The organism is Cupriavidus numazuensis (genome assembly GCF_905397435.1).
GTDB lineage: Bacteria > Pseudomonadota > Gammaproteobacteria > Burkholderiales > Burkholderiaceae > Cupriavidus > Cupriavidus numazuensis.
This window is the reverse complement of the sequence record NZ_CAJPVI010000110.1, coordinates 1-13124: the sequence shown is the minus strand read 5'-3', so window position 1 is coordinate 13124 and position 13124 is coordinate 1. Positions and strand designations below refer to the sequence as shown.

Sequence of the window (13124 nt, the reverse complement as noted above, 5' to 3'; positions counted from 1 at the left end):
ACTTTCAGTTCCGGGGATTTCTCTTTCATCGGTATCCTCCTGTGGTGGGTGGACACCATCATCCTCATTCAGCGACCCGTTTGATAGACGCCGGGAAATGACTGCATACAAAGTAACGGCCTGCGAACCTATTGGTTGAGAAGCGCAAGCACTGAGCAAGTGCAGGGCCAATGTGAACATTCTCATTGATGAGCGCGTGGTTGGCCTCGATTGGCACTCCCGGTTTGTTCACAGCCGGGTATAGGCAACCGTTTTAAACGCGTACGATCAGGTTTGCGCAGCCTATCCGTATTCAGCTACATACCCGTGCAGGTAGGCAATTCCTGTAGCTACCTCGCGCCAGACAAGTCTTTTCGTTGCACTTGCAATGTACAAGTGCTAATCTAGAGTGAGGTTGCGACTAAGGGCATGTGGCGCTTGGTCGTTTTACGTACTGGACTCAGCTAAAGGAAGTCATAATGAGCGATCTTTTGGATAAGGCAATTGAAGCGCACGGTGGATGGGGGCGCTGGCAAGAAATCGAGGGCATCACTGCCGACATGTCTGCGGTTGGTCTCTGGCATTTGAAGGGCTGGCCCGACGTTCTGAAGGCGGTGAAGGTAGAAGTTGATCCCCATCGGCAACACGCTGCGTATTCGCCTTTTCTGAAAGCAGGGCAAATCGGACTCTTCGAGGGTAACCGTACAGCAATCGTTACCGGTGATGGCGCTGTAGTCGAAGAGCAGCAAGATACGGCACAATCCTTTGGCGGACATAGCCTGATGACGCCTTGGAACGTACAGCAATTGATTTACTTTACCGGGTACGCAATTTGGACTTACTTGACGACGCCATTCTTGCTTCGTACGCCTGGATTCAGGCTCGAAGAGGGTGAGCCGTGGGAAGAATCCGGTGAGGTCTGGAGGCGGCTGAAGGTGGAGTTCCCGGAGAACATCCGCAGCCATAGCCGTCAGCAGTCTTTCTATTTTGATGATCGCGGTCTGCTGCGGCGCCACGATTACAGCGTTGACATCATCGGTGGCAGCGCGAGCGCAAACTACACGACTGAGCACAAGACCTTTGGTGGAATTGTCTTCCCCACTCAGCGTTGTGTATACAGGACGACGCCGGATAATCACCCCATCCTCGATCGGGCAGTGGTTGCAATCGATATCCACAAGATCGATCTGACCTAAACCTGAGCGGGGCGGACGTCTGCAGAGAATTCAGCCTTGGCGCCGCCTCTATCTTTCCTCGACACTTCTCCCATTTGCTGTTTCACTGTCGGTACATGCCATCTGAAGCCCGTACGTGGAGCATGCTGCTTGGAAAGAGAGACCTACTCCGCGGAAGGGAGAGCCGCCTGTTGGCAGGAGTCACAGGTCTCCAGGGACGTTGTGTGTGTCGAGCCAACTCGCTACTTGAGCGCCTGGCATGGGACGACTCAGCAAATAGCCCTGAATGGCATCACAGCCGGCGGCATCGAGGAAGTCGCGCTGCTCTACGCGCTCGACACCTTCTGCGACTACCGAAAGCTTCAGGCTCTTCCCGAGCGCGATGACAGCGCAAGCAATTGCGGAGTCGTTGGGATCATGGGGTAGACCGCGCACGAAACTCCGGTCAAGCTTGATGCTGTCCAAGGGGAGCCGTTTGAGATACATGAGTGATGAGTAGCCGGTTCCGAAGTCGTCGATTGACAGGCGCACGCCAAGTTTTCGGATTTGTTCGAGTAGAGGCACCGCGGCTTGCCGCATAAGAGCGCTCTCTGTAATTTCTAGCCGAAGCCGCTCGGGGGCCAGGCCGGTATCGCGCAGTGTGCTCGTCACCTGTTCGAGAAAATCGCTTTCGATGAGCTGCCGAGTGGAGACATTGACGGCTATCGTGAGCAATGCTGGCCATCGCATTGCCTCCTCGCACGCGCGCCGTAAGGCGAATTGCCCCAAGGTGCGGATCAATCCGGTCTCCTCTGCAAGAGAGATGAATTGGCCGGGTGATACGTCGCCGAAGTTGGGGTGGTGCCAACGCATTAGAGCTTCGAAACCAATTACGCACTGCGATTTCAGATGGTAGATTGGCTGGAAGTTCAGGGATAGTTCGTCGCGAACGAGCGCCTGTGCGAGGCTTGCCTCCAGAGTCAGTCGCTCTGGTGATGCGGTGTCCATTGCGGCTGAATGAAATTGCATACTGTTACCGCCGCGCGACTTTGCGCGGTACATCGCTATATCCGCCCCGCGTAGCAGAACAGGTGCACTAACGCCGTCGTCTGGGAAGATGCTGACGCCGATACTCGCACTGATCCTGTAGTCACTGCCCACTAGACGAACTGGCGCGATTGTGTTGCGCAGTATCTTGGTCGCCATCTGGTTAAGAACGTCGACATCGTCACACTGGGGCACCAGCACGGCGAACTCGTCGCCACCCAATCTCGCTACAACGTTGGCTCCGCCAAGTGCGGTACGCAGGCGCGCGGCAAACTCTTGTAGTACGGCGTCCCCTGCGTCGTGGCCAAGCGTGTCGTTGATTACCTTGAACCGGTCAAGGTCGATGAACATCACGCCTATGCGCTGCCGTTTGCGCTGAGCCTGGTCCAAGGTCTGGCGTACCTGCTCATTGAACTGCTGGCGGTTCAGAAGGCCGGTCAAGTCATCATAGCTGGCGAGATGACGAATGCGTTCGTCGGAGAGCTGACGTTGGATGAATTGACCGATCTGCGTACTTAAGGCTCTGCTGAGCGCCGGTAGCGACGCGTCCGGTTGGCGCGCGAAACGACTGAAGAACTCGAGGACACCAACCACCCGGCCGTCCACTCGCACGGGAAAGGCGAATCCCCCGCGGAGGCCAACAGCGATAGCTTCATCCCGACGCAGAAAGGTTGTGTCACTGGTGACGTCGTTGATCCAACGAGACTCTCCAGTTTGGAACACTTCACCGATCAGACCAAGGCCGGACGAGAAACTGGCCTTCCGGGAAGCATGCTCAAAGGCGTTGTATGTCTTGCGGTCGACACTCAGCCCCTTGATCAGATTCATCTGGTCAGTCGCTTCATTCAACGCCCAGTATGCACCCCATTCCCAGCCTAGGGTCTGGCATACGACTCGAATGATCTTACCGATTACGTAGGGAAGGGGATCGGTACCCATCAGCAAGCGCGTTACGGCAAGCTCCACCTGCTGCTTCATCCGATCGCGCTTGTGCGCAGTAATATCAACCAGAATTCCGCTGACGTGGCGAGGCTGATAGATGCCGCTCTTCTCGGGCCGACCGATTACGCGCAGCCAGCGTAGTCCGCCATCTTTGCGCACCACTCTGATGTGCATGTCAAAGTCTTTGCCCTCCTTCAAGGACGCACGCAGTCTCTCGGAGATGCGGATACGGTCCTCGTTATATAAATGGGCAAGTTGGTCGACAGCGGCGGACATGTGATGCACGTCGTCAAAGCCGAGCAGGCGGCGCGCTTCTTCGGAGAAATCTGGTTGCTTTGCCAGAACATCAAAAGACCACGTGCCAAACCTCGCCAACCGCTCTGCCTCGGTAAAGGCGGCTCGGTGCTTCTGGAGATCAACTTCGCATTCCGTGATGCGAGCCTTTAGTAACTCGACTTCGGATTTTGCGGGGTCATAGGTGGCTGTCGTCGGCAGTCTGATCGATGACCGCAACGATGCGGTTTTCATTGTGCTCGCGGATTCAACATCGGCATCTTCAAGCAACTTTGCTCTTGAGGAAAGAGAGTTTCTGTGCATCCGTCGTGCTTCTTGATTGTTATCGCCGGCCCTGGATCTGGCGCATCCCGTCGCGAGTCAGTCGACGAAATATATGTCTCAACGAGACAGTCAAATGAACTTTAAGCAAAGTTCATGCCGTCGTTGATGTGGATGGGAGCCATTAGCAATCTAGCCATCTTCTTTCTCATGAGGTTTCTCGCCCGGCTGCGCGCAAATGCGGAAGGAAAAGCTGTCTATCTGCGAAGCAGATGGGGCGCTTGGTGTTGGCTGTCAAGACATTAATCCGATCCGTGTTTGATGGGCGGGCATGCCTCATCTCGCAACTAGGGGATTGAATTATCGGAGGAAGGAACTGCAATGCGCGCTATCGGAGATCTTTCGTGGACGCGTGGGCTTTTCCTGCGGAGTCTGGTCGCGATGTTTGTTGGGCGGAAATCTTTTAGAAGGCTCGACGAAGGAAGCGTCAACTAGCCATGCCATGTGTGCTAATCGTCTTCGCGCTCAGTGAGAGGCTATGGGCTATGTCGTTGACACTTTCGCCTGCCGCGATTCGCTGTAGTACTTGGTATTCGCGGTTCGATAGCACATCATGAAGTGGGGTGTCCTCCTTGAAGAGGATCGATTCCACCAAGCTTGGATCAATGAAGCGTCCTCCTTGCTCCACCTTGCGCATCGCAGCAAGGAGGACATCTGGGCCGCTGTCCTTGGTTCATATCCGTTTGCCCCAGCATTAAGCGCACGCGAGACGATTTGCGGATCGTTGTGCATGCTAAGCACCAAGATACGCAGAGAGGGCCATTCGATACGCAAGCGCTCGATCAATCCTAGACCACTGAGGCCGGGCATGCTCATATCGAGCAGCAACAGATCAACAGAATGCCGACGAAGTTGGTCAATCACACCGGCGCCATTGGCTGCCTCGCCAACTACGATGAAATCATCCCATGTCGATATGATGTGGCACAGTCCACTGCGCACCAGTGCGTGGTCGTCGGCAACTAAAACGTTGATCATCCTTACTTCCCCTATATACGATCTCGGCAGGCATGGCGCTCCCCGTCTGTTGCTGCTCGGATTCGAAGTGATATAGGCCTCCGTACAGTGACGCAACGGAGATGCCTGAACGCCGGTCTACTGCAACCGATGTCATCTGGAGTATGTATGTAGAAGGAGCAGTGGCCTGTTGATTGTGGAATGCTATCCAGCCACTGCTCGCTTTTAGCCGTAAACTCCCGTTTACGATGCGCTCGGGCCGCAAGGTTCCATTCGTGCACGCCTGGCTTGGCGGCCGCTACGTAGCCTTGCCGCCATCACTGATGGTTTGCGCTGCAACGATGGCGGAACGTGAATACCTCCGGTGCCCTCCAGCAAGGACCACCGCTCGCCTTGCGCCATTCTGAATGTTCAGTTTGCACATTTATAGAATCGCGGTCACTGTGCCGACTGCAGTAGGTGTTTTCGGCGCGCAAGCAGGCCACCCCGGTGTCATGCGGCGGGCGGGCGGCCGGCGGCGCCTGCCGGAGGCGCCAGAATAGCGGCCGCGACAGCCGACGCAAAGACCAGTACTCGAAAGTGTCGAATCATCTATGCCTCCGGTGCTCGTCAATGGGCGTCCGCCGACGGGCCCTTCGGCGCGGCGACCTTGTGCATCAGTGGCACTAGCGGTGTTGCGATCACGAAGCACACGAAGATGGCCAGGAACGCATCCGAGAAGGTAAGCGTGTGCGCTTCACGCATGGCCAGCGCCCAAAGTTGCTTGATCGCCGCAGCACTGGCATCGTTAACTTGGTTGCTGAGCGCCAGCGCATGAGCGGTCGTATCGTTCAGGAAGGCGCTCATCGCCTCGTTGCGGATATTCAAATGCTCGGCCAGTCGCAGGAAGTGAAGGTTGGTCCGGTCGTTGAGGATCGTGGCACATGCCGCGATACCGATTGCGCCGCCGAGGTTGCGCATCAGGTTGAACAAGCCCGAAGCGAGCTTCAGGCGTGAGGGTGGCAATCCGCCGAGGGTCAGCGTGACGGTGGGGGCTATCGCGAACTGTTGCGCCATGCCGCGGATTGCCTGCGGGAGCAGCAGTTCCGCACCACCCCAGTCATGCGTGATCGGTGCGAAGTTCCACATCGACAGCGCAAAGAGTGCAAGGCCTACCATCAGCAGCCAGCGCAGATCCACCCGGTTTGCAAGGTACGAGTAGAACGGGATGGACATCACTTGGAACAGCCCGGTGGAGAAGATCGCGAGCCCGGTTTGCAGCGCGCTGTAGCCCCTCACTTGTCCCAGGAACAGCGGGGTCAGGTAGATGGTGGCAAAGATGCCGATGCCTGTCACGAACGAGAAGAAGCACCCGAGCGCGAAATTGATGTCCTTCAGCGCACGCAAATCGACGACCGGGTTCTCGTAGGTTAGCGATCGCCACAGGAATCCGACGCCGGACAGGCCTGATATCCACGCCGTGGTTAGGATGGTTGGGTCGCCGAGCCAGTCCCAGCGGGGGCCTTCTTCCAGCGTGTATTCTAGGCAGCCGAGAAACAGCGCCATCAGGACCATGCCGAGGTAGTCGGCACCCTTGAGCAGCGACCAGTCCGGATGGTCGATCTTGACGAGCATCGGCACGACAATTGTCACGAACACGCCGGGGATAAGGTTGATGAAAAACAGCCAGTGCCATGAGAAGTTGTCGGTGATCCAACCACCGATGGTCGGTCCCAGCGTCGGCGCCAGCGATGCGAGCCCGCCGATGATGGCAGCTGCCAACGTGCGCTGGCGTCCCTCGAAGAACGCGAACAGGGTGGTGAAAACCATCGGAATCATCGAGCCGCCGAGGAAACCCTGTGCCGCGCGGAACGCGATCATGCTCTGGATATTCCAGGCTATGCCGCACAGCAGGCTGGTCACCGTGAAGCCGGCGGCGGATGCGGCGAACAGCCAGCGCGTCGACATCACCTTCGCCAACCATCCGGACAGCGGAATCACGATGATCTCGGCGATGAGGTACGCCGTCTGGACCCACACCGTTTCATCTGCGCCGGCGGAAAGGCCGCCACCGATGTCGCGCAGGGAGGCCGAAACAATCTGGATATCGAGCAGTGCGATGAACATGCCGACGCACATCGTCGCAAAGGCGAGCACCTTGGTACCCATCGGCATGTCAGCGGGCGACTGGATGGGCGAAGGCTTGACTGATGCGCGTGCAGGAGGGTTTTCTGCGACTGCGGTACTCATGACTTGCTCGCTTCCCGATTTCCGTGGGTATCGACTTCTGCCACGACCGAGAGGCCGGGGCGGAGCAGTCCAAGCTTTGCGTCTTCCGCGTCGAGGACGATGCGCACCGGCACGCGCTGGACGATCTTGGTGAAGTTGCCCGTGGCGTTCTCGGGCGGAAGGACGCTGAATTGGGCCCCTGTGGCTGGCGCCAAGCTTTCGATGCGGCCATGGAAAACTTTGCCGGGCATGACGTCGGCCACGATCGTGGCGCGCATGCCAGGCTTCATATGAGCAAGCTGGCCTTCCTTGAAGTTGGCATCGACCCATAGCCCCTGGGCGGGCACGATCGACAGTAGCTGTCCCCCGCTGGCGGCGTAGGCGCCGACGCGCGCACGCCGATTGCCCACCGTGCCGTCAACGGGCGCGCGCAGTTCGGTGAATCCAAGGTTGAGCTTCGCAATATCGCGCTCGGCGATGGCTTGCGTCAGGGAGGCTTGCGCCTGCTGCTTCTGCGTGGCAATAACGTCGAGTTGGCGCTGCGCGGCTTCCACGCCGGCCTTGGCCTTCTGGGTATTGGCGAGCGACTGCTTGTAGTCGGCATCTGCCTTCTGGGAGCTCTGGATTGAGACCGCAAATTTTGCGACCAGGCTCGCGTAACGCGCCTGATCGTCACGGGCCCGGGCTGCTTCCGCGTCGACAGCAGCAACGCTAGCCTTTGCTTCCGAAATCACGGCTTCCTGGAGCTTGGTCCGTGCGTCGAGATTGGCGATCAGAGCCTGTTGCGATGCCACGGCACCTTCCGCTTTTGCGAGGGCCGCACGGTAATCGCGATCATCGATGCGAGCCAGCAAATCTCCCGCGTGCACCGCCTGGTTGTCAGTCACCAGTACTTCGGTCAGGTAACCCGGTACCTTTGTGGCAATCAGAGTCACGTCGCCGCCGACGTAGGCGTCATCGGTGTCCTGCACGAAGCGGCCCTCGGTCCACCAGTGGTAGCCATAGCCAGCTGCCGCCAACGCTATCAGTGCGCCGCCGGCGCGGATTATCAGTGCTTTCTTACCCTGCGTCTGCCTCGACGGTGCAACGTCGGAAGGCGCGCGGTTGGCGGTGGTAACGCTAGTCATGAAAGGAACTCCGTACTCGGTATTCAGAGGGCGTCCGCGGTGGACGCGAATGGGGTCGATTTGAGGGGCTGGGCTTGTGCCGAGCATTCGAGGCGTGCCCGCAGACCCGGACTGGCCGCTGGGCCTGGTGCGAGGTAGTGATCGGTCTCGGTAATCCGCTCCCCGGTGTCGGCGTCGACTAGTGCGACTCGTACCGGGCGGCCGGACTGGCGCTCGACGAGGCGAATGGCTTCGCCGTCATCTGAGTAGTGCCGATTGCCCCATGCCAGTAGCGTTAGCAGTACCGGGCGAAAGTCGCGGCCTCGCTCGGTGAGCACGTAGTCGTCGCGCGGCGGATGTGCGCTGTACTGCATGCGTGATATCAATCCTTCCTCGATGAGCTTGCTCAGGCGCCGCGTCAGCACATTCGGCGCAATGCCCAATCGTTTCTGGAACTCGTCGAAGCGCGTGGTCCCGTAAAAGGCATCCCGCAGGATCAGCATGGTCCATGTATCTCCAATACGCTCGATGCCCCGCGCCATGGGGCATGGGGCATCTTTGTGAGACTTTCGTTTCATCGACGTCCCCCACAAAAAGAAGTTGATATCAACATGCAAGTTAGTATAGGCTTGTGACTATTGATATGCAAGTGAGTAGGTGATGCGTGAATTGATGAGAGGAATCGAGATGTCGAAGAAAGCACCCTTGGGCTTGGTCCGGCACGCATTGACAGTTGCCGCCTCAGCACTCGTGGCGTTTGGCTTGGCAGCCTGTAGTGCGGTAGGCCCCGACTACCACACGCCGGAAAGCGAATTGCCGAAGCTGTATCAGCACGCGGAGGAACTTGCGTCGGTCAATGCGGCGCGTGAGCCGGTATCTCTGGACACTTGGTGGAGCGGCTTCAATGACCCCGTGTTGACAAAGATCGTTCAGCGGGCTTTGGACCAAAACCTCGATATGGCTGCTTCAATTGCCCGCGTCGAGCAGGCCCGTGCGGCGGCCAACCTCGCAGGAGCCGAACTGCTGCCGCAGGGCAGCGCGTATGGTGATGTGACCAAACTGCGCCAGTCGGTGGAAAGCCCGCTCGGCAAGATCGGGAGCCAGGTTCCTGGCTACAAGCGGGGGCAAACGCTCTACTCGGTTGGCGCGGCCGCGTCGTGGGAGATTGATATTGCCGGCGGATTGCGGCGCGGCGCCGAGGCAGCCAATGCGGAATTGCAGGCCGCCGAGGCAAATCATCTTGGAGTGAGAATTATGGTGGCGGCCGAAGCGGCGGATGCCTACTTCCGCGTGCGTGGCGCTCAGAACCGGATAGTCATCGCCGAGCAGCAGGTCAAGACTAACCAAGGTCTACTGGATTTGGTGCGATTGCGCCTGGCCGATGGAATTGGTGCCGAGCGCGAGCAGGCACAGGCCGAAGCTCAGCTCGCCCAGACTCGCGTCACGATCCCGCCGCTTCGCAGCGAGCTTGACACGCAGCTCAATCGACTGGACGTTCTGATGGGTGCGCAGCCGGGTACCTATGCTGCGGAACTGCGCGATTCGACGAGCGAACCGACTGTGCCGCAGGTCGCCCTGGCGCAGGGGCCCGCCAATTTGCTGCAGCGTCGCCCCGATGTCATTGCGGCAGAGCGCCATCTGGCCGCATCGAATGCACGAATCGGCGTGGCAACTGCCGAGTACTATCCGAAGGTGTCGATATCCGCGTTGCTCGGATTCGAAAGCCTCTCGGCCAGCAAGCTGTTCACGGCGCAGGCTTTCCAGCCCGCCGCCCCGGCAGGACTGCGCTGGCGCCTGTTCGATTTCGGTCGTGTCGATGCCGAAGTCGTGGGTGCCAAGGGCGCCTACGCCGAGGCGTTGGCGAACTATCGCAAATCGATGCTGCAGGCCACAGCAGATGTCGAGGGCGCACTGATCGCGCTTACGCAGCTCGACGCGCAAAGTCATGAACTCGCTAATGAAGTGGGCGCCCAACAACGCGCTCGCAATGCGTCCGAGGATGCCTACAAGGGCGGGGCGGTGAGTCTGTTTGAAGTGCTCGACCAAGACCGTCAATTGCTGGCAGCCCGTGACCAGCAGGCCAAGGTACAGGCCGACAACGCACGTGCTGCCGTATCGGCCTTTCGAGCCCTTGGCGGCGGATGGTCCTGAGATCTTCCGGCTACCGCGGCACGTGGCATTGCAATAGCACCGCAATGCGCCGCGTCGACGCGGGAGTTGCTTCTCCTGCGAACAGTCAGGCCGTTGGCCCTGTGACCGTCCGAATAGTCAGAAGCGCGGTTATGCTCGGCCGGGCACGACCAAGTATTTCTCACCAGTGGTAGGTCGTCCGTATTGGGCGATAACATCGGCCTGTAGTGCCTCTGCCAAGGAGACTTGCCGGGTGTAGTGGCTAGCAAAGGTCGTCTTCAGCTCTCTGGCGATTCGGCCTTGCAGGCGTTGCATGACCGCCGGACCAACTTTTTGCATAAAGGGTCTCAGTAACCAGCCGCCGATCGACCACGCCATGCCAAAATTGCGCGTGAACTCTGTGAGACCGCGATCAAGTCCGCCATATAGATACACCTGCTTGTGGACCGACGAGCCGTACCGGCTGTACTCCGTTGAGGTGCGATTGATAGCCGCCTCCATGCAACTGAGGATCTGCCCGCAGAGTTTGCCACCACCGATGGCGTCAAATGCGATGGTGGCGCCTGTGGCCACCAGCGCTTCGGTCAGGTCGTCGAGGAAACTCGGCGCGCTGCTGTCACACACGTAGGTAGCACCTTGGTCGCGCAAAAGGTTGACTTGTTCCGGTTTGCGAACGATGTTGACGAGTTTTACGCCGTCGGCTTGGCAAATACGGTTGAGCATTTGGCCGAGGTTCGACGCCGCAGCCGTATGAACCAGTGCACTGTGTCCTTCGTTGCGCATCGTCTCGATCATGCCCAGCGCCGTGATCGGATTGATGAACGACGAGGCACCGTCCACGGCAGTTGCGTCGTCGGGCAGCGGCATGCACTGGCCAACTGGCACACAGCGATACTGCGAGTACATCGCCCCGCCTATCGCCGCCACATTGCGATTCAGCAGTGCTTGCGCGGCAGAAGACGAGCCGGCCGCGACTACCAGACCGGCTCCTTCGTTACCAACAGGCAGCGACTGATCGAGGCGTGTCGCCAGGTCCCGCAAGGTCACCGCAGGCAGGCTCGCCGTCACAATGGGCCGTTCGGCGGTCCCGGCCACCTTCAGAGTTGAGAGATCCGCCGGTCCGAGCAGCAAACCGAGATCGGATGGGTTGATCGGCGACGCGTCAACGCGAATCAGTACCTCATCGGGACCCGGGACTGGCACCGGTTCGTCGACCAGTGAAAGTTCCAATGTTCCTGAACTTGTGATCAGCGAGCGCAGTTGAAGGCCGCTTTGTGCGATGGATTTACTCATCAATTCCCCTATGTTGGAGTTTTTGCCGAAATGCCGTTTTCCGCCATGGTAGCGCTCTGCGTTTCCGCTGCCCCTGAGCCAAAAAAGGGGCGCGGTGCATGTCGAGTTTAGGTAACTAGGCCTGCGAGCGAGGTAGGTGCACGTTTCACTGTGCATCTAGGGCGACATGTCGCTGCTTCATCGGTCCATTATCAATAAGGTAGACGTGGCCGATGCATACAGCTTTCCATCAGCACCGACTAGCTTCGCCTCAGCAAAACCCGCGCGCCGGCCCACGCTAAGTGCTACGCCTTCGGCACGTAGCAGTCCGGTTTCTCGCGTAATAGCCTTGTGGTAGGCCACTTTAAGTTCCAAAGTGGTATAAGCCTGTTTTGCTGACAAGCGCGAATGAACAGCACAACCACAGGCTGAATCCAGCAGGGTTGCTGCATAGCCGCCATGCACGATCCCCAAAGGATTGTAGGCATGTTCACCGGGAATACCGGTAAACACAGCGCGTCCAGCATCAACCTCGATAAAGTCGATGTCTAGTGAATGTGACATCCCAGGCCTGCGGCCAGAGTCGAGTAACGCGCGCAGTTGCGATAACCCATCCAAGCCAGCTGCGACTTGATTTACGAGACTCATTTGGTTCTCCATGAAATCGGATAGTGATCCTGCTCAATCCAGCGCTCGCGTGAGGGGCTCGGCCCATCATGCGCCGTAACGAAACCTCGCGACTTCCCTCCGAGGGCCCGGAGCCAGGAGGGGTAAGCGCGAACCTCGGCTTGGCACAAGCCCTTGTCACCAGCACCGAAGCCGAACTTATTATATTATGATGGTAATCCTATCGACAATGTTTGGCTTACTTGCAGATCTTCTTCCCGGCAAATGGGGGAGACGATCATAAAAGGCGACTCAACGGCATGTCGTGAGCGGTGGCTGACCAGCCTGCAGGCTAAGTTTCCCGCTGCCGACGAGGATGCGTAACCGGCTTAAGTGCCTGTGGCGTAGTGCGCCTCGCTGTTGGTCGACCGGGAACCGCGCAATAAAATCGAACATGGCAACAGAATCGAAACGCGGCGAGTTGAGCAACGCAACTACCCAGGAAGGCTATGAACTCGATGAGGAGGCCCGGAACGACGAGAGTCGGAACCGTCATTTTGTCACGGCCCTGGCGCGTGGTCTGGACGTTCTAAGCTGTTTTAGTGGTGGAGAAAGCGTCCTTGCCAACCACGAAATTGCGAAGCTATGCGGGTTGCCGAAATCGACCGTTACTCGGCTCACTTACACTTTGACGAAGTTGGGCTATTTGCATTTCGTTACGGACCGCGGAAAGTACCGGCTCGGCATAGCAACGGCGGCACTCAGCAGTTCGATGGTGGCAAACTTTGATGTGCGCCAAGTGGCGCGACCGTACTTGACATCGCTGGCCGCCGAAACGGGAGCGGTCGTTGGCCTGGCGACGCGTGACCGACTGTCGATGCTGTATCTGGAATGCTGCCACAGCACATCGATTGTGACACTCAGCCTAAATGTTGGATCCCGGACGCCATTGGCTACCAGTGCGTCAGGTCTGGCTTTGCTCGCAGCCCTACCCGCCAGCTGCGTATTCCGGTGAACGTGACCGACGATTCCGGCGCAACGTGACCGTTGCGCGCGAGGGGATGTTACGCGGTTCAGATTGTAGAGGGCGCGGTCACGATGAGTTGAT

At 58.4% G+C, this 13124-nt stretch carries 10 protein-coding genes and 1 pseudogene; 3 read left to right on the top strand and 8 right to left on the bottom strand.

Annotated features, from left to right (window positions below; translation table 11 throughout):
* On the bottom strand, nt 1-186 hold a 186-nt coding region (locus tag KHO41_RS39995; RefSeq protein WP_211958723.1), incomplete at its 3' end, for a hypothetical protein.
* 272 nt (nt 187-458) lie between these two features.
* Between KHO41_RS39995 and KHO41_RS39990 the strand changes: the two genes are divergently transcribed.
* Nucleotides 459-1175, top strand: a complete 717-nt coding sequence (locus tag KHO41_RS39990) for a hypothetical protein (protein WP_211958722.1) — start codon at nt 459-461, stop codon at nt 1173-1175.
* Nucleotides 1176-1355: 180 nt separating this feature from the next.
* Here the strand turns inward: KHO41_RS39990 and KHO41_RS39985 are convergent, their stop codons facing one another.
* The 5 genes and pseudogenes from KHO41_RS39985 to KHO41_RS39965 form a co-directional block, all read right to left on the bottom strand.
* On the bottom strand, nt 1356-3686 hold the full coding sequence (locus KHO41_RS39985; RefSeq protein WP_211958721.1) for a bifunctional diguanylate cyclase/phosphodiesterase: 2331 nt from the start codon (nt 3684-3686) through the stop codon (nt 1356-1358).
* 487 nt (nt 3687-4173) lie between these two features.
* Nucleotides 4174-4715 (bottom strand): annotated as a pseudogene (locus tag KHO41_RS39980) (response regulator); the annotation flags it as partial.
* 588 nt (nt 4716-5303) lie between these two features.
* Nucleotides 5304-6842: a DHA2 family efflux MFS transporter permease subunit gene (locus KHO41_RS39975; protein WP_244874263.1), complete on the bottom strand. Its 1539-nt coding sequence runs from the start codon at nt 6840-6842 to the stop codon at nt 5304-5306.
* A gap of 77 nt (nt 6843-6919) precedes the next feature.
* Entirely contained in the window at nt 6920-8029 is a 1110-nt protein-coding gene (locus KHO41_RS39970) for an HlyD family secretion protein (protein WP_211958719.1), read from the bottom strand.
* A 23-nt stretch (nt 8030-8052) separates the two neighbouring features.
* Nucleotides 8053-8586 carry a winged helix-turn-helix transcriptional regulator gene (locus tag KHO41_RS39965; protein WP_211958718.1) on the bottom strand — a complete coding sequence of 178 codons (534 nt, stop codon included), beginning with the start codon at nt 8584-8586 and terminating at the stop codon, nt 8053-8055.
* Between the two features lie 109 nt (nt 8587-8695).
* On the opposite strand from KHO41_RS39965, the gene KHO41_RS39960 reads away from it, so the two are divergent.
* Nucleotides 8696-10159 carry an efflux transporter outer membrane subunit gene (locus tag KHO41_RS39960; protein ID WP_211958717.1) on the top strand — a complete coding sequence of 488 codons (1464 nt, stop codon included), beginning with the start codon at nt 8696-8698 and terminating at the stop codon, nt 10157-10159.
* A 129-nt stretch (nt 10160-10288) separates the two neighbouring features.
* Here the strand turns inward: KHO41_RS39960 and KHO41_RS39955 are convergent, their stop codons facing one another.
* Both KHO41_RS39955 and KHO41_RS39950 read right to left on the bottom strand, forming a co-directional pair.
* Nucleotides 10289-11431, bottom strand: a complete 1143-nt coding sequence (locus KHO41_RS39955) for a zinc-binding dehydrogenase (protein ID WP_211958716.1) — start codon at nt 11429-11431, stop codon at nt 10289-10291.
* 177 nt (nt 11432-11608) lie between these two features.
* Nucleotides 11609-12058 carry a PaaI family thioesterase gene (locus KHO41_RS39950; RefSeq protein WP_211958715.1) on the bottom strand — a complete coding sequence of 150 codons (450 nt, stop codon included), beginning with the start codon at nt 12056-12058 and terminating at the stop codon, nt 11609-11611.
* Nucleotides 12059-12470: 412 nt separating this feature from the next.
* On the opposite strand from KHO41_RS39950, the gene KHO41_RS39945 reads away from it, so the two are divergent.
* Nucleotides 12471-13031 (top strand): IclR family transcriptional regulator, encoded by a 561-nt coding sequence (locus KHO41_RS39945; protein WP_211958714.1) that lies wholly within the window; start codon nt 12471-12473, stop codon nt 13029-13031.
* Nucleotides 13032-13124: the final 93 nt, after the last annotated feature.

What these genes read in the sequence shown, in the direction of transcription:
- KHO41_RS39970 (WP_211958719.1), bottom strand. Translation starts at nt 8,029, where the DNA reads ATGACTAGCGTTACCACCGCCAACCGCGCGCCTTCCGACGTTGCACCG.
- KHO41_RS39960 (WP_211958717.1), top strand. Translation starts at nt 8,696, where the DNA reads ATGTCGAAGAAAGCACCCTTGGGCTTGGTCCGGCACGCATTGACAGTT.
- KHO41_RS39990 (WP_211958722.1), top strand. Translation starts at nt 459, where the DNA reads ATGAGCGATCTTTTGGATAAGGCAATTGAAGCGCACGGTGGATGGGGG.
- KHO41_RS39975 (WP_244874263.1), bottom strand. Translation starts at nt 6,842, where the DNA reads ATGGGTACCAAGGTGCTCGCCTTTGCGACGATGTGCGTCGGCATGTTC.
- KHO41_RS39945 (WP_211958714.1), top strand. Translation starts at nt 12,471, where the DNA reads ATGGCAACAGAATCGAAACGCGGCGAGTTGAGCAACGCAACTACCCAG.
- KHO41_RS39950 (WP_211958715.1), bottom strand. Translation starts at nt 12,058, where the DNA reads ATGAGTCTCGTAAATCAAGTCGCAGCTGGCTTGGATGGGTTATCGCAA.
- KHO41_RS39955 (WP_211958716.1), bottom strand. Translation starts at nt 11,431, where the DNA reads ATGAGTAAATCCATCGCACAAAGCGGCCTTCAACTGCGCTCGCTGATC.
- KHO41_RS39965 (WP_211958718.1), bottom strand. Translation starts at nt 8,586, where the DNA reads ATGAAACGAAAGTCTCACAAAGATGCCCCATGCCCCATGGCGCGGGGC.